This window comes from Burkholderia singularis, from assembly GCF_001718875.1.
Classification (GTDB): domain Bacteria; phylum Pseudomonadota; class Gammaproteobacteria; order Burkholderiales; family Burkholderiaceae; genus Burkholderia; species Burkholderia singularis.
In genome coordinates, this window is record NZ_CP013448.1 from 3,086,773 (window position 1) to 3,106,007 (window position 19,235).

At 64.7% G+C, this 19,235-nt stretch carries 16 protein-coding genes; 9 read left to right on the top strand and 7 right to left on the bottom strand.

The genetic code is table 11. From position 1 onward, the window contains the following. Window positions 1–170: 170 nt before the first annotated feature. On the bottom strand, window positions 171–1,514 hold the full coding sequence (locus tag AQ611_RS13665; RefSeq protein WP_069234826.1) for an ABC transporter ATP-binding protein: 1,344 nt from the start codon (window positions 1,512–1,514) through the stop codon (window positions 171–173). A gap of 59 nt (window positions 1,515–1,573) precedes the next feature. After that, a complete protein-coding gene (locus AQ611_RS13670; RefSeq protein WP_069234827.1) occupies window positions 1,574–3,331 on the bottom strand; it encodes an ABC transporter permease in 1,758 nt (585 codons plus the stop codon). A gap of 574 nt (window positions 3,332–3,905) precedes the next feature. Here AQ611_RS13670 and AQ611_RS13675 point away from each other — a divergent pair. Further along, the gene (locus AQ611_RS13675; RefSeq protein ID WP_059520359.1) at window positions 3,906–4,172 is read left to right on the top strand and encodes a double-stranded DNA-specific endonuclease; all 267 of its coding nucleotides are present in this window, start codon (window positions 3,906–3,908) and stop codon (window positions 4,170–4,172) included. 72 nt (window positions 4,173–4,244) lie between these two features. Here the strand turns inward: AQ611_RS13675 and AQ611_RS13680 are convergent, their stop codons facing one another. Then, window positions 4,245–5,561, bottom strand: coding sequence for an ATP-binding protein (locus tag AQ611_RS13680; protein ID WP_069234828.1), 1,317 nt, complete (start codon window positions 5,559–5,561; stop codon window positions 4,245–4,247). Further along, window positions 5,545–6,270 (bottom strand): response regulator, encoded by a 726-nt coding sequence (locus AQ611_RS13685; RefSeq protein ID WP_059520361.1) that lies wholly within the window; start codon window positions 6,268–6,270, stop codon window positions 5,545–5,547. The genes AQ611_RS13680 and AQ611_RS13685 overlap by 17 nt, the downstream gene beginning before the upstream one ends. Before the next feature lie 229 nt (window positions 6,271–6,499). Here AQ611_RS13685 and AQ611_RS13690 point away from each other — a divergent pair, with 229 nt between their 5' ends. Continuing rightward, entirely contained in the window at window positions 6,500–7,051 is a 552-nt protein-coding gene (locus AQ611_RS13690) for a Spy/CpxP family protein refolding chaperone (protein WP_059520362.1), read from the top strand. Between the two features lie 188 nt (window positions 7,052–7,239). Here the strand turns inward: AQ611_RS13690 and AQ611_RS13695 are convergent, their stop codons facing one another. Then, window positions 7,240–7,938 (bottom strand): pirin family protein, encoded by a 699-nt coding sequence (locus tag AQ611_RS13695; protein WP_069234829.1) that lies wholly within the window; start codon window positions 7,936–7,938, stop codon window positions 7,240–7,242. A gap of 300 nt (window positions 7,939–8,238) precedes the next feature. Here AQ611_RS13695 and AQ611_RS13700 point away from each other — a divergent pair, with 300 nt between their 5' ends. The 5 genes from AQ611_RS13700 (at window position 8,239) to AQ611_RS13720 (ending at window position 13,077) form a co-directional block, all read left to right on the top strand. Beyond that, window positions 8,239–9,015 (top strand): ABC transporter substrate-binding protein, encoded by a 777-nt coding sequence (locus tag AQ611_RS13700; RefSeq protein ID WP_069235308.1) that lies wholly within the window; start codon window positions 8,239–8,241, stop codon window positions 9,013–9,015. 229 nt (window positions 9,016–9,244) lie between these two features. Further along, on the top strand, window positions 9,245–9,934 hold the full coding sequence (locus tag AQ611_RS13705) for an ABC transporter permease (protein ID WP_059520364.1): 690 nt from the start codon (window positions 9,245–9,247) through the stop codon (window positions 9,932–9,934). Beyond that, a complete protein-coding gene (locus tag AQ611_RS13710; RefSeq protein WP_059520365.1) occupies window positions 9,931–10,644 on the top strand; it encodes an ABC transporter permease in 714 nt (237 codons plus the stop codon). Before AQ611_RS13705 ends, AQ611_RS13710 begins: the two co-directional genes overlap by 4 nt. Window positions 10,645–10,660: 16 nt before the next feature. Beyond that, the gene (locus AQ611_RS13715) at window positions 10,661–11,440 is read left to right on the top strand and encodes an ABC transporter ATP-binding protein (protein ID WP_059520366.1); all 780 of its coding nucleotides are present in this window, start codon (window positions 10,661–10,663) and stop codon (window positions 11,438–11,440) included. Between the two features lie 530 nt (window positions 11,441–11,970). Continuing rightward, window positions 11,971–13,077: a porin gene (locus AQ611_RS13720; RefSeq protein WP_059520582.1), complete on the top strand. Its 1,107-nt coding sequence runs from the start codon at window positions 11,971–11,973 to the stop codon at window positions 13,075–13,077. 300 nt (window positions 13,078–13,377) lie between these two features. Here AQ611_RS13720 and AQ611_RS13730 read toward each other — a convergent pair whose 3' ends face one another. Both AQ611_RS13730 and AQ611_RS13735 read right to left on the bottom strand, forming a co-directional pair. Then, window positions 13,378–13,716 carry a P-II family nitrogen regulator gene (locus AQ611_RS13730; RefSeq protein WP_059520367.1) on the bottom strand — a complete coding sequence of 113 codons (339 nt, stop codon included), beginning with the start codon at window positions 13,714–13,716 and terminating at the stop codon, window positions 13,378–13,380. A 58-nt stretch (window positions 13,717–13,774) separates the two neighbouring features. Next, window positions 13,775–15,475: an NAD+ synthase gene (locus tag AQ611_RS13735; protein WP_069234831.1), complete on the bottom strand. Its 1,701-nt coding sequence runs from the start codon at window positions 15,473–15,475 to the stop codon at window positions 13,775–13,777. A gap of 156 nt (window positions 15,476–15,631) precedes the next feature. On the opposite strand from AQ611_RS13735, the gene AQ611_RS13740 reads away from it, so the two are divergent. Continuing rightward, window positions 15,632–16,897, top strand: a complete 1,266-nt coding sequence (locus AQ611_RS13740) for a GNAT family N-acetyltransferase (protein ID WP_069234832.1) — start codon at window positions 15,632–15,634, stop codon at window positions 16,895–16,897. 873 nt (window positions 16,898–17,770) lie between these two features. Continuing rightward, window positions 17,771–19,165, top strand: coding sequence for a DHA2 family efflux MFS transporter permease subunit (locus AQ611_RS13745; RefSeq protein ID WP_069234833.1), 1,395 nt, complete (start codon window positions 17,771–17,773; stop codon window positions 19,163–19,165). Window positions 19,166–19,235 lie beyond the last annotated feature (70 nt).

Genomic DNA, 19,235 nt, shown 5'->3' on the forward strand with positions numbered 1-19,235 from the left:
CGGTGACCGAAGCGGCATAGCCACGGCAAGCCGCGCGCAAGCGCTGTGATCCGATACGTTGCCCACGCCGTTACCGGCTGACATCGCTGGCAGCGCCCACGCCTCGCTGCCAGCGGAAAACATCCCGACAAGCGACGGCAACCGGCGGCTGCGTCGCCACCCGCGCCGGATCAGGACTCGACGTCCTCGAGACTGAAGATTTCCGTTTGGTCGTTGTACGAGAAGATCTCGCCATACCGGCCCCAGTCGATCACCGCGTCGAGCGTCTCCTCGGCCGCGCCGTCCGACAGGAAATCCTCGAGCTCCTGCTCGAAGCGCACGCGCGGCGCACGATGCCCCGGCCGCTCGTTGAGCACCTTCTTGATCCGCGCGGCGAGCGGCACGTGGCGCAGCAGATGCTCGGCGAACATGATCTTGCGCTCCTGCGTGCCGAACTCGGCGAACACGCGCCCGGGCGGGGTCAGAAACACGTCGCCCTCGCGCACGTCGGCGAACCCGAGATGCTGCAGCACTTCGGCGATCGGGAACAGATCGTCGACCTCCAGATGCAGCGTGCGCGCGATTTCCGGCATGTCCGCGCGGCCGTGGTACGGCGCCATCGCCAACGTTTCGATCAAGCCGGCCATCAGGTTCGTCGACACCCGCGGCAGCCAGCTTCCAAGTTCCAGCCCCTTTTTCGTCGCCTCGCCGAGCTGGCGCGCGGTCATCTTCGCGTAGATGTCGTCGACGAGCCGGCGGAACGCCGGGTCGAGGCGATTGCGCGGGTGCTTGAACGGCACCTTGATCTCGGCGATCACGCGGCCCGGGTTCGACGACAGCACGAGAATCCGGTCGCACATGAACACCGCTTCCTCGATGTTGTGCGTGACGATCAGCACCGATTTGATCGGCATGCGGCCCTGCGTCCACAGATCGAGCAAGTCGGTGCGCAGTGTTTCGGCGGTCAGCACGTCGAGCGCGGAGAACGGCTCGTCCATCAAGAGCAGCGTCGGATCGACGACCAACGCGCGCGCGAAGCCCACGCGCTGGCGCATGCCGCCCGACAACTCGCGCGGATACGCGTTCTCGAAGCCGTCGAGACCGATCAGGTCGATCGCGGCGAGCGCGCGCTCGCGACGCTCGCGCGCGCCGACACCGAGCGCCTCGAGCCCGGCCTCGACGTTCTGCAACACGGTGAGCCAAGGAAACAGCGCGAAGGTCTGGAACACCATCGCGACGCCTTCGGCCGGGCCCGACAGCGGCTTGCCCAGATACGTGACCTCACCGCCCGTCGGTTCGATCAGGCCGGCGATGATGCGCAACAGCGTCGACTTGCCGGAGCCCGAGCGGCCGAGCAAGCCGACGATCTCGCCCTCGCGCAGCGACAGGTTCGCGCCGTCGAGCACGAGGAGTTCGCCCTGGGTCTTATTGAAGCCGCGACTCACGTTGTCGACGCGCAGGATTTCGTCGCCCAGGCGCGGCGCGCTCGGCGTCGGGGTCTGAACAGGGGCGTTCACAGCATTCAGGTTTTGCATCGCGTTTCGCTCTCGGTCGGTCTCGATAGGCAGACAGGCAGACAGGTTTCGAATCTCGCTCAATCGAGACGAAGCTTCGCTTCGGCATACGCATACAGCGGACGCCACAACAGGCGGTTGAACAGCGTGACGAACAGGGACATCACGGCGATGCCGAGAATGATCTTCGGATAATCGCCCGCGGCCGTCGTCTGCGCAATGTACGCGCCGAGACCGTGCGCCTGGATCTTGGTATCGCCCCATTGGACGAACTCGGACACGATGCTCGCATTCCACGCGCCGCCCGACGCGGTGATCGCGCCCGTCACGTAATACGGGAAAATGCCCGGCAGGATCGCCTGGCGCCACCATTGCCAGCCGCGGATACGGAAATTAGTGGCCGCCTCGCGGTAATCGTTCGGGTAGGAGGTCGCGCCCGCGATCACGTTGAACAGGATATACCACTGAGTGCCGAGCACGATGAGCGGCGACAGCCAGATGTCGGCGTTCAGGTGGTAGCGCGCGATCACGATCACGAACACCGGAAACAACAGGTTCGCCGGAAACGCCGCGAGAAACTGCGCGAGCGGCTGCACCTTCTCGGCGATCGTCGGCCGCAGGCCGATCCATACGCCGACCGGCACCCAGATCAGCGACGCGAGCGCGATCAGCAGCGTGACGCGCAGCAGCGTGATGAGGCCCAGCACGAACACGTGGCCCACTTCGTCGAGCGTCACCCCGGTTTTCACATACGCGACCACGCGCCACACCACGTAGAGCGTGCCGGCGATCACGAGAATCGCCCAGCCGATATCGGCCAGGCGCGACGCCTTCTTCTCGACGCGCGGCATCGAGAAGCGGACCGCGTCGAGCGATGGCACGCGCAGCGGAATCCGCGCGGCCTTCGCGAAGAACCATCCGGCAGGCACGAGAAGCTGATGGATCAGGCGCGTGCGGCGCACGAGATCGAGCAGCCACGATTCCGGCGCGTCGCCCGAACTCGTGTTTTCCATCCGGAACTTGTCCGCCCACGCGACGAGCGGACGGAACAGCAATTGATCGTAGGCGAGGATCACGACGGTCATCGCCAGAATCACCCAGCCGACCGAGCCCAGGCTCTTCTCGGCGATCGCCTGGGCGAGATACGCGCCGATCCCCGGCAGCGTGATCGTGTGATTGCCGACCGTGATCGCCTCGGAGGCGACGACGAAGAACCAACCGCCCGACATCGACATCATCATGTTCCAGATGAGGCCCGGCATCGAGAACGGCACTTCGAGCTTCCAGAAGCGCTGCCACGCGGTCAGGTGAAAACCGCGCGAGACCTCGTCGAGATCGCGCGGCACCGTGCGCAGCGACTGGTAGAAGCTGAACGTCATGTTCCACGCCTGGCTCGTGAAGATCGCGAAGATCGCGGCCAGCTCGGCGCCGAGCACGCGGCTCGGGAACAGCGCGAGGAAGAACGTGACCGTAAAAGAAATGTAGCCGAGCACGGGCACCGACTGCAGGATGTCGAGGATCGGCACGAGCACCATCCCCGCGCGGCGGCTCTTCGCGGCAAGCGTGCCGTAGACGAGCGTGAACACGAGCGAGGCGACCATCGCCGCGAGCATCCGCAGCGTCGTGCGCAGCGCGTACTCAGGCAGATTCGCGGGATCGAGCGAGATCTTCTGCGTGTCGAGCGTCGTGATCGGCGCCATCGTCTCGTGAAAGCCGATCGACGCCATCGCGATCAGGCAGATGATCAGCGGAAACGCGACGAAATCCCAGCGGTTGGGCAATACGCGCCATGCGGACGCATTGGCGGTGCGGTTCGGATCGAGGAGTCCGAGATCCATCAGGCGCCCTCCCCGGCAAAGCCGTGCGAATCAATAAAAGAAGCCAGAAAGAGAATGTGACTCATGGCAAGGCGCACTTGCGCGGTAATTCATTTCGACTGCGACGACGCGAAAGCGGCTGCACGCGCACCGAGACCGCCGGCTTTCACCCGCGAACGGAACCCACCCGGCTTCGCGACGGCACGACACTACACCATCCGGTATTTCAGGCACAACCTTTTGGGCAACGAATCGAAGAAATCCGGCGTTGCCGCGCAACAATCGCCCAAAACCCGCGCACGGCAGGCGGACGACGAAACGGACGGCAAGCGGACGGCGGACGGACGGATCGACGAGGAGGGGCGTGCGCCGGCTGGCCTCGCTGCTGCGCCGCAACGCCGAATTATGCCGTGATCCGGTGCCGCCGGGAACCCGCATGGCGGGCGCCCGTGCGGCGACGCGGCGCAGCCGGTGACACCTGACTGGCAGACAGCGCGCCGAAGCAGGTTATGATGGGTGCTGGCTCCGAACGCAAGCGCGGCGGGAAACCGCGCGAGCCGGCAAGAGCCGATGGTCAATCAGCCGGAGGAAATGAATGGCAGGAAATCTGGTTATCGTATGCCGCGACCAGGACGCCGACGCGTTCGATCAACTAATGCACGAGTACGGCTCGTTCCAGACGCGGCTATCGTCGACGGCTTGGTATCTGAACATGAACATCGTTCCCGAGACCCTTCAGGAGACGATCCTCGATCGGCTCGGCAAGTACACAACGCTGTATATCTTCGAAGCAACGAGCGTGACCTACAACACGATCGACAGCAACGCCGCCGAAACACTCAGCACGCTGTTCGGCGAATAATCGGCCCGCGGCGCCCGGCAAAGCCCGGGCGACCGCCCCGCCTGGCGCCCGGCCTTTCAGCCGCGGCGCGCATCAGGGCACCGTCGCCGGTTCCGACTTCGGCATCACGTCGAACGGGAACGTCATCACCACCCGCAGGCCGCCCTGCTCGCGGTTGCCGACTTCGCACGCACCGCCCGTGCGCGCCACCAGCCGATCGACTATCGCGAGCCCCAGCCCGCTATGTCCGTTGCCGCCGCGCGCCGGATCGAGGCGCACGAACGGCCGGGTCGCATCGGCCAGATCGCGCGGCGCGATGCCCTGGCCGTGATCGCTGACCTCGAGGGTGTAGCCGTCGGCGGTCCGCGCCGTCGAAATCACCACGGGCGGCGCGCCATACGCATGCGCATTGTCGAGCAGATTCGACAGCACGCGGTCGAGCGTCGCGGTGGGCAGCTTGAAGCCCGGCCCGGCCGCCAGCTCGGTCTGCACGGTAGGCGCATTCGGCGCGACCGCGCGGTAGGTGCGCGCGATCCGCTCACACGCCTGATCGACGGGCACGATCTCGCTGCGATCGACGCCGCCGTGCGCAAATACGAGGAACTGGTCGACGATATGCGTCATCGAATCGACGTCGCGCACCACGCCGTCGCGCAGCCGCGCGTCTTCCATCATCTCGGCGCGCAGCCGCATCCGCGCGAGCGGCGTGCGCAGATCGTGCGCGACGCCCGCGAGCATCACGGCGCGATCGTTTTCCGCCCGCGACACCTGCTGCACCATTTGATTGAAGCCCCGCGTGAGCTGGCGCAACTCGCGCGGCCCGCGCTCGGCGAGCGGCGGCGGCACCATCCCGCGGCCGAAGCGCGCCACCGCGCGGGCGAGCGAACTCAGCGGCTGCTGCAATTGCCACGCGGCGAACAGCGCGGCCATCACCGCGGCCGAAAAGATCATGGCGAGCCAAATCACCATCCGGTCGAACGAACGCGGCGGCCGCAACGGCTGTACCGGCACGACGATCCAGTTGCGGTCGTCCGGCTGCTTGACCCATACCACCGGCGGATGGCCGGGCGGGCCGACCCGTACTTGCGTGCCGGACGGCAGACGCTCGCGCAGGTCCTCGGTGAAACGCTTGAGCGGCGACGGAAGATCGTCCTCGTTGCCGTCGGCCGGCACATCGCTGCTCGCCGGCGCGACGAGCCGCACGCGCGACGGCAACGGCTGATCCGGCGAGCGCTCGACATGCTGGCGCACCGCGTCGACGAGAAACGCGGCCTCCTCGACTGCATAGCGCGTCTGCACCCGGTTGCGTTCGAGCTTGATCGCGAAGAACCACGCGAAGTGCGACAGCAACAGCACACAGACGACGAGCAGCGCAAGCCGGCCGAACAGCGAATCAATGGGCTTGCGCATGAGCCTCGCCGTTCGGCACGAACACGTAGCCGCGGCCCCGCACCGTCTGAATGAAACGCGGCGTCGACGGATCGGTTTCGAGAATCCGGCGCAAGCGCCATACCTGCACGTCGATCCCGCGATCGGTGCCGTCGTATTCGGGGCCGTGCAACAGTTCGAGCAGGCGCTCGCGGGTCAGCGTGCGCAACGCGTGGCTGACGAAGATCTTCAGCAGCGCGAATTCGCTGCTCGACAGCGTCGCCGGCCGGCCGTCGACGGCGAGCGTGCGCGCCTGGAAATCGAGCACGAAACGGCCGAATGCGTATGGCTCGCGCTGCTCCGGCGCGGCGGCCGACGGCGTCGCGCGGCGGCGGCGCAGCACCGCCTGCACGCGCGCAAGCAGTTCGCGCGGATTGAACGGCTTGCCGAGATAATCGTCCGCGCCGAGTTCGAGACCGACGATGCGATCGACGTCGTCCGCGCGGGCCGTCAGCATGATCACGGGGATGTCGTCGCCCGCCGCGCGAAGCTGGCGCAGCGCGCTCAGGCCATCGACGCCCGGCATCATCAGATCGAGCACGATGAGATCGGGGCGCTCGCGTTCGAGGCGCTTTTCGAGCGTCGCGGCATCGTGCAGCACCGATACCTCGATGCCTTGCCGGACGAGATAGTCGCGCAGCAAATCGCGTAGTTCTTGGTCGTCGTCGACGATGAGGATCTGGGTAGTCATGGCGTAAAGTTTACCGTGCAGGTGGGTGGGCGAACACGAAACAAATATCCAAAAGGGTTACTGCGGGTTACCGTGCAAGGCAAGCGTAATGCGGCGTAAACGCAGCTTGCTCATACGTAACACGACGGCGGCGTCGCTTGGCTACGCTGCAACTTACCGGATGCCGGCGGGCGATGCCGCCCCTAAGCCGGCCGCAATACCGGATTTCTCAGAATAGGAGTTGTTTGACATGCAGAAAAAGACTTCCCGCCTCGCTATTGCCGCCGCCGTGCTCGCCCTGTCGTTCAGCGCCGTGTCGCATGCCGCGCCTGCCGACGCGCCGCCGCCCGGCGGCCCTGGCGCGCACCACTCGATGGAAGGCGGCCCGTTCGGCGTGATCATGCGACTGCACGACAAGCTGAATCTGACGGCTGCGCAGGAACAGCAATGGCAGACCGCCGTCAATACGATGAAACAGAACCGCGACACGATGCGCAAAAGCCATGAAGCGCTGCGCGGGCAGTTCCAGGCGCAGCAAAACCAGCCGATCCTCGACCTGAGCGCGCTGCACTCGGCGCGTCAGCAAGCCGAACAGCAAGATGCGCAACTGCGCGAGCAGACGGCATCCGCGTGGCTCGCGTTCTACAACGGGCTGAACAATCAGCAGAAAACGACGGTCAGCACGGCGATCAAGCAGCAATTCGCGAAGATGGAGCAGCGTCGCGAAAAGATGAAGGAGCGCTGGGAGCAACGCCGCGCGGCGCAGGGCGCGCCGGCCCCCGACGCCGCGCCGCAACAGTGACCGGAGCCGGGCAACGTCGGCCCGGTGACGCGGACAGCGCGGCTGGCACGGCCGGCCACGCTGCCGCATGTTGAAAAAAACGCCGCGGCGCACTGGCGTGCGCTCGCGGCGTTTCAGCGCCTGCCCGAAGCAACGGCTCGCGCGGCAGACCCGGCCCGCGCCGGCCGGTGGCAGCGCCCGGCCCGATATCACGCCAGATCGAACAACAACACCTCCGCCGCGCTGCCGTGCTCGAACGTGACCGTCTCGACGTCGGCCAGCCGCGCGCCGTCCCCGGCCTCGAGCGCTTGGCCGTTTACCGTCACGCGGCCGCGCGCGACATGGACATATGCGCGCCGCCCGGGCGGTAACGCGAACTCGATGCGCTCGTCGCCGTCGACGAGACCCGCATAGATCGACGCATCCGCGCGCATCGACACCGAGCCGTCGCGCCCGTCCGGCGATGCGACGAGCCGCAGCCGCCCGCGCTTGTCCTCATCGGTGAAGCGCACTTCCTCGTAGCCGGGCTTGCCGCCGCGCTCGGTCGGAATCAACCAGATCTGCAACAGATGCAGCGTCGTATCCCGCGATGCGTTGTACTCGCTATGAACGATCCCGGTACCCGCGCTCATGCGCTGCACGTCGCCCGCCCGGATAATCGAGCCGTTGCCCATGCTGTCGCGGTGCGCAAGCTCCCCGTCGAGCACATACGTAATGATCTCCATGTCCCGGTGCGGATGCATGCCGAAGCCGCGCGTCGGCGCGATGCGGTCGTCGTTGAGCACGCGCAGCGGGCCGAAATGAACGTGCTCGGCATCGTAGTACTCGGCGAACGAAAAGCTGTGCCAAGTATCGAGCCAGCCGTGGTTCGCATGGCCGCGGTCGTTCGCGCGAAGGATCTGAAACATGGCGTCTCTCCCAAACAAAATTGATATGACTCCAATGTAAGGGCGCCACCCCCTCGCATCAATCGATCCGACTGCACCGATTTGTTGCATCTATCGCTCCAATCGGCGCGCGGACCATTTCCGCGAAATCGCGGCCGACGTTCGGGTAAAATACCGCGCTTTTGGCCGCTCACGCCGAACACCGCCGCCGCGGCAGGCCGCGTCGAGCCGACGAACGCGAATTTTGACCGCCTAGAATACGCCCGGCGCACGTGGCCCGATAACCGCGGCACGCACCCGAAAGTCAGCAAGAGGAACGACATGAAAAAGCTCGCCCTGTGCGCGGCTCTCGCCTTCGCGGCGGGCGGCGCCTTCGCGAAAGAATGGAAGACCGTGCGGATCGGCGTCGATGCCAGCTATCCGCCGTTCGAATCGACCGCGCCGAACGGCGAGATCGTCGGTTTCGACGTGGATCTGACCAAGGAAATCTGCAAGCGGATCAACGTCAAGTGCGTTTGGATACCGCAGGATCTCGACGGCGTCATCCCCGCGCTCAAGGCGAAGAAGTTCGACGTGATCGTGTCGTCGCTGACCGTCACCGACAAGCGCCGCGAGCAGATCGATTTCTCCGACAAACTGTACGACGCACCCGCGCGAATGATCGCGAAGGCCGGCTCGCCGCTGGTGCCGAGCGTCGAGTCGCTCAAGGGCAAGCGGGTCGGCGTCGAGCAGGGTTCGACGCAGGAGACTTTCGTGAAGGCGCATTGGGAGCCCAAGGGCGTGACGATCGTGTCGTACCAGAATCAGGATCAGGTGTACGCGGATCTCGGCTCCGGCCGCCTCGACGCGACGCTGCAAGACGAGTTTCAAGCCGACTACGGCTTCCTGCGCACGCCGCGCGGCAAAGGCTTCGCATGGGCGGGACCGGCCGTGCAGGACCCGAAGACGCTCGGCGACGGCACGGCGATCGGCCTGCGCAAGGAAGACGCCGAGCTGAAAGCGATGATCAACCGCGCGCTCGCGTCGATCCATCAGGACGGCACCTACGACAAGCTGTCGCGCAAATACTTCCCGTACAGCATCTATTCGGCGAAGTAACGGCAACGGCCGATAGCGGCCGCAAGGCCGGCGTGAGCCGCACGGCGCGACCGGCGCGCGGCCCGCGCAGCAGCAACCGCCGGTCGCGGGACACCGCACGCCGCCCACTGGAGCGGCGCATTTACGCGAAAGCGAGAACGGCGCGGGATACGTTCGATATGCACGGCGCGCCCCGCGCAACGCGCGATGCACGCCTGCGTTGCGCCTGGCGCGTCGTCAAGGATTTCATATGTTTCTTCAAGGCTACGGCCCGCTGATACTTTCCGGCACCTGGCAAACCGTCAAGCTCGCGGTGCTGTCGCTCGCGCTGTCGTTTCTGCTCGGCCTCCTCGGCGCGGCGGCGAAACTGTCGAAGAACCGGCTGTCGAACGGCGCCGCGACGCTCTACACGACACTGATCCGCGGCGTGCCCGATCTCGTGCTGATGCTGCTGCTCTTCTACAGCATCCAGATCTGGCTCAACCAGCTGACCGACGTGATGAACTGGGATCAGATCGACATCGATCCGTTCGCGGCGGGCGTGCTCGTGCTCGGCTTCATCTACGGCGCGTACTTCACCGAGACGTTCCGCGGCGCGTTCCTGTCGGTGCCGCGCGGCCAGCTCGAAGCGGGTAGCGCGTATGGAATGACGAACTGGCAGGTGTTCTCGCGCATCATGTTCCCGCAGATGATGCGCTTCGCGCTGCCCGGCATCGGCAACAACTGGCAGGTGCTCGTCAAATCCACCGCACTCGTGTCGATCATCGGCCTCGCCGACGTCGTGAAGGCATCGCAGGATGCGGGCAAGGGCACGCTGCGGTTCTTTTTCTTCACGCTGCTCGCGGGCGCAATCTATCTCGCGATCACGACGCTCTCGAACTTCGTGCTGATGTGGCTCGAGAAGCGCTATTCGACGGGTGTACGCAAGGCTGACCTATGATCGAGCTGATCCAAGAATACTGGCGCAACTATCTGTATACCGACGGGTATCGATTCACCGGCCTCACGATCACGCTGTGGCTGCTCGTCGTGTCGATCGGATTCGGGTTCTGCCTGTCGATTCCGCTTGCGGTCGCGCGGGTGTCCAAGCGCAAATGGCTCGCGTTCTCTGTGTGGCTCTATACCTACGTGTTTCGCGGCACGCCGCTGTACGTGCAGCTCCTGCTCTGCTACACCGGCCTCTATAGCTTGCAGATCGTGCGCGGCACGCCGATGCTCGATGCGTTCTTCCGCGACGGCATGCATTGCACGCTGCTCGCATTCACGCTGAACACCTGCGCGTACACCACCGAGATCTTCGCCGGCGCGATCAAGGCGACCTCGTATGGCGAGATCGAGGCCGCGCGCGCCTATGGGATGTCGACGTTCACGCTGTATCGGCGCATCGTGCTGCCGTCGGCGTTGCGCCGCGCACTGCCGCTGTACAGCAACGAAGTGATCCTGATGCTGCACGCGACGACCGTCGCATTCACGGCGACCGTGCCCGATATCCTGAAGATCGCGCGCGACGTCAATTCGGCGACCTATATGTCGTTCCACGCATTCGGCATCGCCGCCCTGCTCTACCTCGCGATCTCGTTTGCGCTCGTGTGGCTGTTCCGCCGCGCCGAGCGTCGCTGGCTCGCCTATCTGCGCCCGCAAGGCAAATGAACCCGGACCGCCTCTGATGAACTCCCAGATGCATAAGCTTTTCGTCGACGATCTCCACAAATGCTACGGCAACAATGAAGTCCTGAAGGGCGTATCGCTGCGCGCGCAAGCGGGCGACGTGATCAGCGTGATCGGCTCGTCCGGCTCGGGCAAGAGCACGATGCTGCGCTGTATCAATTTCCTCGAGCAGCCGAACGCGGGCCGCATCTTCGTCGATGGCGAGGAAGTGCGTACCGCGAAGGACAAGACGGGCGTGCTCAAGGCCGCCGATCCGAAGCAGTTGCAGCGCGTGCGCACGAAGCTCGCGATGGTGTTCCAGCACTTCAATCTGTGGGCGCACATGAACGTGCTGGAAAACGTGATGGAAGCGCCGGTGCATGTGCTCGGGATTCCGAAGAAAGAGGCGCAGGAGCGCGCGCGCGAATATCTGGAGAAGGTCGGGCTCGCGCCGCGGGTGGAGAAGCAGTATCCGTCGCATCTGTCGGGCGGCCAGCAGCAGCGCGTGGCGATTGCGCGCGCGCTGGCGATGCATCCGGACGTGATGCTGTTCGACGAGCCGACCTCGGCGCTGGACCCGGAGTTGGTGGGCGAAGTGCTGAAGGTGATGCAGAAGCTCGCGGAGGAAGGGCGCACGATGATCGTGGTCACGCACGAGATGGGCTTCGCGCGCAACGTGTCGAATCACGTGATGTTCCTGCACCAGGGGCGCGTCGAGGAGCAAGGCGCGCCCGCCGACGTATTCGGCGCGACCAAGAGCGAGCGCCTCAAGCAGTTCCTGTCCGGCAGCCTCAAGTAATGCGCCGCGGGCGCTGTCCGGCGCCCGCCCAACCCTTCGTTTTCGTTACGCATTCTTCGCCCGATCCGCATCGGCGCGCTTTACCCCCACGCCTGCCCAGCGTCAATAGTGGCAATCCTTGACCCCTCCCGCCCGAATCCTCAAATGTCTTGCACGACAAGGGTTTCGGGTGCCTGTCCCAGTGCCGCTGAGTGCGCTGCGGCACACGGCTATGGCAATTTGGCGACATGCGCTAGTCAAACAACGATTTCCATCGCCACAAAATTTTATTTTTGCTAAATTAGTAACCAAAGTAGCAAAACGAAAGCCATGAAATGTAGTTTTACTTCATGGCAACAGGAGACCCCGACAGGTCGCGTGCTTCGGCCGCACGGGTTCGCAAAACAGCGTTTTCACCCGCTCGCTCACGTGCGTGCCGCACTCTCGACCGGATGTGGTCTCCCTGGTTACCCCATTTTGCCCGGCCTGCAACGCCGGGCATGTCGCGTAGTTCCGGGTTAACTTTTTTGACAAAGGGTATGGAGGGGATGATGAAAAAAGCAATGCTCGCGGCGGTGCTGGCGACTGCCGGAGTGGCGGCTCACGCTCAAAGCAGCGTGACGCTGTATGGCCGTCTCGATGCCGGTATCGAGTACATCAACGGTCTCGTGGGCGCGAACGGCCAAAAGACCAACCGCTGGCGCGCGGAAAGCGGCGATTGGGGCACGAGCCTCTGGGGCTTGAAGGGTACGGAAGACATCGGCGGCGGCAATAAGGTCGTGTTCCAGTTGGAAGGCAGTTTCAACACGATGGACGGCAGCGGCCCAGGCGGCGGCAGTATCTGGAACCGCTGGGCGACCGTCGGCCTGTCGAACGACGCATACGGCACGCTGCTGTTGGGTCGCGAACTCGCGATCGCGAACGGCGTGTGGGACTTCGACCCGTTCGGTCAATCCGCCTGGTCGACCGCCTCGCTCGTGCGCGGCCGTAACTGGAACAAGACGAGCAACAACATCTCGTATCAATCGCCGAAGTTCTACGGCTTCGACGTCTACGGCCAGTATTCGCTGTCGAACGCGACGAACTGGAACGGCAACGGCACCACGGGCCAGGGCCGCAGCGCGGGCCTGCAGCTCACCTACACGAACTCACTGTTCCAGGTCCGCGGCATCTACGACGAAGCGCGTAATCCGGCAAACGGCAAGCTCGACGACGTGTTCAACTACTCGCGCGAATACTTTGCGGGCGTGAACGTGTTCCTCGGCCAATTCAAGCTGCAAGCGGCCTACCAGGCTTCGCACGCCGACGGCGCGCCGCCGGCGAATCAGGGCATCACCGGCACCCAGCAAGTCTGGGGCGGCGTGACGTGGCAGGCAACGCCGGCCGCCGCGCTGATCGCCGCCGTCTATCACGTGAACGCGAACCACGGCGGCGGCAACGCGAACATCTACACGCTCGGCGGCACGTACAACCTGTCCAAGCGCACGCTGCTCGACTTCCAGGTCGCGACGGTACGCAACAGCAAGAACGCGAACTTCGGCCTCGAGGCCAACAACGCAGGCCCTGGCGGCCCGATCCAAGGCGGCGGCTACAACGACAATCCGCTGCCCGGCCACAGCCAGACGGGCTTCTATGCCGGCATCCAGCATCTGTTCTAATGCCGGAATGTCTGACAACTTGAATCGATAGTCTTTTACGCTGCTGCGAGAGGCGCGTACCGGCGCGATGCCCACACGGGCACCGCGCCGTTTTTTTTGCCGGCTGCGGAACGGCTCTGCTTGTTCCGCGCTCGCGCGTTGCTCACGGCGAACCCGATGCGGTACAGACAAACCCGCCTGCGCGGGGCTGCGAGAGGCCAACGCAACCACACGTGAGCGCCCCCGCGCGGGCGGACGCGACGCAGAATGAAGCGCGCGCCGCACGGCGCGTGCTTCATCCGCGGCCGCGACGGCCGTCGATCAGACCGCCGCCTCGTTCTCCTCGCCGGTGCGGATTCGTATCACACGCTCGACGTCCGACACGAAGATCTTGCCGTCGCCGATCTTGCCCGTGCGCGCGGCGCCGATCACCGCGTCGATCACGCGATCGACGATATCGCTCGCGACCACCACCTCGATCTTGATCTTCGGTAGAAAGTCGACGACATATTCGGCGCCGCGATAAAGCTCGGTATGGCCCTTTTGCCGGCCAAACCCTTTCACCTCGGTTACGGTAAGCCCCGTCAAGCCGACTTCGGCGAGCGCCTCGCGCACCTCGTCCAGCTTGAACGGTTTGATGATGGCAGTAATGCGTTTCATGGTGTCCCCCTGCTTCGAATGAGTGGAAATCGCCGGTCGATTCTAGCCGCGCGCCGCGTCAGTCGATACGCTCGGCGAAACGCGACGTGATCGGATAGCGCCAGTCGCGCCCGAACGCGCGATGCGTGACGCGAATTCCGACGGGCGCCTGGCGCCGCTTGTACTCGTTGATCTTGATGAGCCGCGTGACGCGCTTGACGTCATCCTGCGCATAGCCGGCCGCGACGATCTCCGAGAGCGGCCGGTCCTCCTCCATGTACATCCGCATGATCGCGTCGAGCACGTCGTATGGCGGCAGGCTGTCCTGGTCGGTCTGGTTCTCGCGCAGCTCGGCGGATGGCGCGCGGGTCAGAATCCGCTCGGGGATGACGTCGCGCACGCCATAATCGGCGCTCGCGTTCCGGTAGCGGCAGAGGCGGTATACGAGCGTCTTCGCGATGTCCTTGATGACTGCGAAACCGCCGGCCATGTCGCCGTACAGCGTGCAGTAGCCGACTGCCATCTCGCTCTTGTTGCCGGTCGTCAGCACGATCGAGCCGAACTTGTTCGACAGCGCCATCAACAGCGTGCCGCGAATTCGCGCCTGGATATTCTCCTCGGCCGCATCCTCCGCCAGCCCCGCGAACTCGGCCGCAAGCGATGCGCGAAACGCATCGAACATCGGCGCGATCGCGATCTCGTCGTAGCGCACGCCGACGCGCCGCGCCATGTCGGCCGCATCGGTCGTCGACATGTCGGCCGTGTAACGCGACGGCATCATCACCGCGCGCACGCGCTCGGGCCCGAGCGCGTCGACCGCGATCGCCAGCACGAGCGCCGAATCGACGCCGCCCGACAGCCCGATGATCGCCCCCGGAAAGCCGTTCTTGCCGATGTAGTCGCGCACGCCGAGCACGAGCGCGCGATACACCTGCGCCTCGACCGGCAGTTCCGGCGCGATGCGCGCGGGCACCGGCCGCGCGCCGTCGAATTCGACGATCGCATTGCCTTCGTCGAATTGCGGCATCTTCGCAACCAGCTCGCCGGCCCCGTCGAGCACGAACGAGCCGCCATCGAACACCAGTTCGTCCTGCCCTCCCACCAGGTTCACGTAAATCATCGGCAGGCCCGTTTCGCGAATCCGCGCGCGCAGAATGTCCACGCGCACCGCCTCCTTGTTCATGTGATACGGCGAGCCGTTCGGCACAATCAGCACCTGCGCGCCCGCTGCCTTCGCAAGCTGCGCGGCCGACGCGTGCCACACATCCTCGCAAATCACGACGCCGAACTTCACGCCGTTCAGCTCGAATACGTAAGGCGCTGCATCCGTCGCGAAATAACGTTTCTCGTCGAACACCTCGGTGTTCGGCAAATCCTGCTTCCGGTACGTGCCGACCACTTCGCCGCCGACGATCAGCGAGGCCGCGTTGTAGGTGTCGACCGGGTCGATGCCGCGCTCGATCGGGCGGTTTGCATTACCATCGGCGCTTGGCGCGCCCGCGCCGGCCGTGCGCAACGGATGGCCGACCAGCACCGCGAGCCCCGCGAGCGGCTTCAGTTGCGCGGCGAGATCGGCGAGCGCGTCGGCCGACGCCGCGTAGAACGCCGGGCGCAGCAGCAGATCCTCGGGCGGATAGCCCGACAGCGCAAGCTCCGGCGCGATCATAAGCTGCGCGCCGGCGGCGTGCGCGGCGCGCGCGGCGGCGACGATCTTGGCGACGTTGCCGGCAAAATCGCCGACAGTGACGTTGAGTTGGGCAAGAGCAATACGGGTCTTCATCACGGAATCAACGCGGCCGGTTGGCCGCTGCACGAACGGCTTTGAGCAAACGTACCGGCTGGCGGCGCGCTACGGCGCGCATGCCGGACGATACGAACGGGTACGAACAAGGTGCGAACGGGCACGAACGAGTACCGACGAAAAGGATTCAGATCGTTGAAACACGAACGTTGCGATTATCGCATGGGCCTCCTGTCATCACCGCTCGACGCGAACGCCGCCGAGTGGGACGCGCTCGTCGCGCGCGCCGCGCAGCCGACGCCCTTCCTGAAGCACGCGTTCCTGAGCGCGCTGCACCGCGCCCGCTGCGCGCTCGACGATACCGGCTGGGCGCCGCGCTTCGTCACGCTGACCGACGCAAGCGGCGCACTCGCCGCGGCCGCGCCCGTCTATCTGAAAGCCCATTCATACGGCGAATATGTATTCGACTGGGCGTGGGCCGACGCATACCAGCGCAACGGGCTGCCGTACTATCCGAAGCTCGTCTGCGCCACGCCGTTCACGCCGGTGCAAGGCAGCCGGCTGCTCGCCGTCGACGATCACGCGCGCCGCCGGCTGGCCGCGACGCTCATCGCGCTCGCGGAACAAAGCGACGTGTCGTCGCTGCATGTGCTGTTTCCGACCGAAGACGAAGCGCGCACGCTCGCCGACATGGGCATGATGCAGCGCGAAGGCGTGCAGTTCCACTGGCTGAACGACGGCTATCGCGATTTCGAAGATTTTCTCGCGACGCTCGAACAAAAAAAGCGCAAGAACATTCGTGCGGAGCGCCGCAAGGTCGCCGACGCGGGCGTCACGTTCCGCCGCGTGCGCGGCGAGGACGCAACCGACGCCGATTGGCGTTTCTTCACGCGCTGCTATCGGCAGACCTACCGCGAGCATTTCTCGAGCCCGTACCTGAATTTCGACTTCTTCAAGGAAATCGGCTCGACGATGCCGCAGAACCTGCTGCTCGTGATCGCCGAGCGCGGCGGCAAGCCGATTGCGAGCGCGCTGGCGTTTTATCAACGCGACGCGGATGCCGATGCGAGCGCACATGCCGACAACGATACCGGCGCGGCTCTCGCGAACGGGCGCGAAGCGAAGCGAGACGCCACCGCCGGCCGCGCGCCGCGCGGTACGCTGTACGGCCGCTACTGGGGTGCGGTCGAGCATGTGCGATGCCTGCATTTCGAAACCGCGTACTATCAATTGCTCGAATTCTGCATCGACGAGCGGCTCGCGACATTCGAAGGCGGCGCGCAAGGCGAGCACAAGCTGGCGCGCGGCTTTCTGCCGACCGTCACGCGCTCCGCGCACTGGCTCGCGCATCCGGCGTTCGCGGATGCGGTCGGCCGCTTCCTCGAGCACGAGGCGAACCAAATTCACGCTTACGTCGACGAATTGCGCGAGCACGATCCGTTCAAGTCCGGCGGGCGCTGACAACGGGCGCGCACCGTTAGGCGCTATCAGCTGCGGCAACCCGCCCGAGCATCGGACTGCGAAGCGACGAAGCACTCGCGCGTGAGCCGACCCAGGGCCGCCGGGGTACGGAACCCGCGCACGCGGCGCTCTTGCGTGTCACGAAGCAGCGTGCCGCCATCCGAGTTGCTTAACACACCGAATCATCTGACGCCATTTCGGATGGGGCACGGTCATTTCGCGCCGGCGCAATGTTATATCGGCGATTTGGATACCATTCATTTCCGTTTGGAAATCGAAAGATTATTCAGTTGCCATTTGGTAGGTAAATCCCCTAGACTTTCGGCATGCTTAATAAAGTCTAATGAAACGGTTGAGATCAATTGCATTCGGTTTCGGCCCTGTTTCCGGTTTCTCGAATTTCGGTTCGGGGAATTGAAATAAAAACTTCATATTCCGAGGCGCATTTGCAGTTCCGTCCTTCGGTATACCGCGCGGCATGGTTCATCGCGGCCGAAGAGGATGGGGAGACATTTTGATCTTTTGGTTGACGATCTTTTTTCAGATTATCAATTAGGAGTATTAAATGCATCTAATCTCTCCATTCGTCGGAAACGGCAAAAAGCAGCCGCTTTCGCCAAATGTCGCGCCATTCGGCATCTGCCCGGATAGGTTGCTCGAGCCGGAAATTTTAGAAATAAAGCAGAAATATCGGCCATTCGCGCCGTCACATTCGAGCAAGCCGCCGGTTGCCCTCGCCGGGCAGGGCCGGTGTTTGCCCATTCCACGCGGCACGACCCTATCCCAATAACCATGTTCTTCGCGAGCCCTGCCCGGGCTCGCGGGGCTCGCGTCGCGCGGCCACCCGCGACGCTCACTTTCAACGTCCGCGCCATGTCCAATACTACTTCTCGCACGACGCTGCTCTGGATTGTCGCCACGGCCTTTTTCATGCAGGCCGTCGATACGACCATCGTCAACACGGCGTTGCCGTCGATCGCTCATGCGCTGGGCCAAAACGCGCTCTCGATGCATAGCGTCGTCACCGCCTACACGTTGACGATGGCCACCCTCACCCCCGCGTCCGGCTGGCTCGCGGACCGTTTCGGCACGCGTCGCGTATTCTTCACCGCGATCGTCGTGTTCGCGCTCGGCTCGCTGTGCTGCGCGGCCGCGCAAACCCCGGCTCAACTCATCGTCGCCCGCGTGCTGCAAGGCATCGGCGGCTCGATGCTGCTGCCGATCGGACGGCTCGCGGTGCTGCGCGGCGTGCCCGGCGACGAATATGTCGCCGCGCTCGCGTTCGTGTCGATCTTCGGCCAGATCGGGCCGATCCTGGGGCCCACGCTCGGCGGCTGGATCACCCAATCGATGTCGTGGTACTGGATCTTTCTCGTCAATCTGCCGATCTGCGCGATCGGCCTCGTCGCCGTTCACCGCTACATGCCGCAAGACCAACCGATCGATCCGCCGCCGTTCGACTACACCGGCTACACGCTGCTGTCGAGCGCGATGATCGCCGGCTCGCTCGCGATTGATGCATCGTCGGACGGCGGCTACACGATATGGACGCTCGGCATCGCCGCGACCGCAGTGGCCGCGACGCTCGCCTATGTCGCGCATGCGCGCAAACGCGCGAATCCGCTCTTCCGGCTCGAACTCTTTCGCGAACCGAACTTCGCCGTCGGCCTGGCGGGCAATCTGGTCTCGCGCATCGGCATCGGCGCGACGCCGTTCCTGCTGCCGCTGATGATGCAGCTCGAGTTCGGCTATGCACCGCTGCGCTCGGGGCTGCTGCTCGTGCCGGCCGCGATCGCCGGCGTGGTCGCGAAGCCGTGGATCACGCCGCTCGTTCGCCGTCACGGCTACCGGACTTTCCTGTTCGTCAACACGCTGATCGTCGGCGCGGTGATCACGTTGTTCGCGACGATCGGCCCCGACACGCCGCTCGTCTTCGAAATGGCGCTGATCGCGATCTTCGGCGCGACCAATTCGGTGCAGATCGCGGCGATGAACAGCGTCACGCTGAAAAGCCTGCCGCATCGCGACGCCGCGAGCGGCAACAGCCTCTATTCGATGGTGCAGATGCTGTCGATGGGGCTTGGCGCATCGGTGGGCAGCGGGCTGGCGGCGCTGTTCGGCACGCAAACCGGTTCGACGCTGCTCGGCTTCAAGCTGAGCTTCATTTGCGTGGGCGCGATCACGCTCGCGTCCGCGGCGATTTTCTGGCGCGTTCATGAATCGCGCTCGTCGCGCACCCCGCCCAATCACGCGGTCGCGCAGCGCTAAGCGGGCGCGCGGCGCGAATCATCGGGCAAACCGTATCGGCTTTCGCCGGCGGCTCGATGCGTTCGCACCG

Bases quoted from the DNA above. Each gene is read 5' to 3' on its own strand.
- AQ611_RS13685 (WP_059520361.1), bottom strand. From the start codon at position 6,270: ATGACTACCCAGATCCTCATCGTCGACGACGACCAAGAACTACGCGAT.
- AQ611_RS13720 (WP_059520582.1), top strand. From the start codon at position 11,971: ATGAAAAAAGCAATGCTCGCGGCGGTGCTGGCGACTGCCGGAGTGGCG.
- AQ611_RS13675 (WP_059520359.1), top strand. From the start codon at position 3,906: ATGGCAGGAAATCTGGTTATCGTATGCCGCGACCAGGACGCCGACGCG.
- AQ611_RS13745 (WP_069234833.1), top strand. From the start codon at position 17,771: ATGTCCAATACTACTTCTCGCACGACGCTGCTCTGGATTGTCGCCACG.
- AQ611_RS13700 (WP_069235308.1), top strand. From the start codon at position 8,239: ATGAAAAAGCTCGCCCTGTGCGCGGCTCTCGCCTTCGCGGCGGGCGGC.
- AQ611_RS13705 (WP_059520364.1), top strand. From the start codon at position 9,245: ATGTTTCTTCAAGGCTACGGCCCGCTGATACTTTCCGGCACCTGGCAA.
- AQ611_RS13695 (WP_069234829.1), bottom strand. From the start codon at position 7,938: ATGTTTCAGATCCTTCGCGCGAACGACCGCGGCCATGCGAACCACGGC.
- AQ611_RS13665 (WP_069234826.1), bottom strand. From the start codon at position 1,514: ATGCAAAACCTGAATGCTGTGAACGCCCCTGTTCAGACCCCGACGCCG.
- AQ611_RS13690 (WP_059520362.1), top strand. From the start codon at position 6,500: ATGCAGAAAAAGACTTCCCGCCTCGCTATTGCCGCCGCCGTGCTCGCC.
- AQ611_RS13715 (WP_059520366.1), top strand. From the start codon at position 10,661: ATGAACTCCCAGATGCATAAGCTTTTCGTCGACGATCTCCACAAATGC.
- AQ611_RS13710 (WP_059520365.1), top strand. From the start codon at position 9,931: ATGATCGAGCTGATCCAAGAATACTGGCGCAACTATCTGTATACCGAC.
- AQ611_RS13730 (WP_059520367.1), bottom strand. From the start codon at position 13,716: ATGAAACGCATTACTGCCATCATCAAACCGTTCAAGCTGGACGAGGTG.
- AQ611_RS13680 (WP_069234828.1), bottom strand. From the start codon at position 5,561: ATGCGCAAGCCCATTGATTCGCTGTTCGGCCGGCTTGCGCTGCTCGTC.
- AQ611_RS13735 (WP_069234831.1), bottom strand. From the start codon at position 15,475: ATGAAGACCCGTATTGCTCTTGCCCAACTCAACGTCACTGTCGGCGAT.
- AQ611_RS13670 (WP_069234827.1), bottom strand. From the start codon at position 3,331: ATGGATCTCGGACTCCTCGATCCGAACCGCACCGCCAATGCGTCCGCA.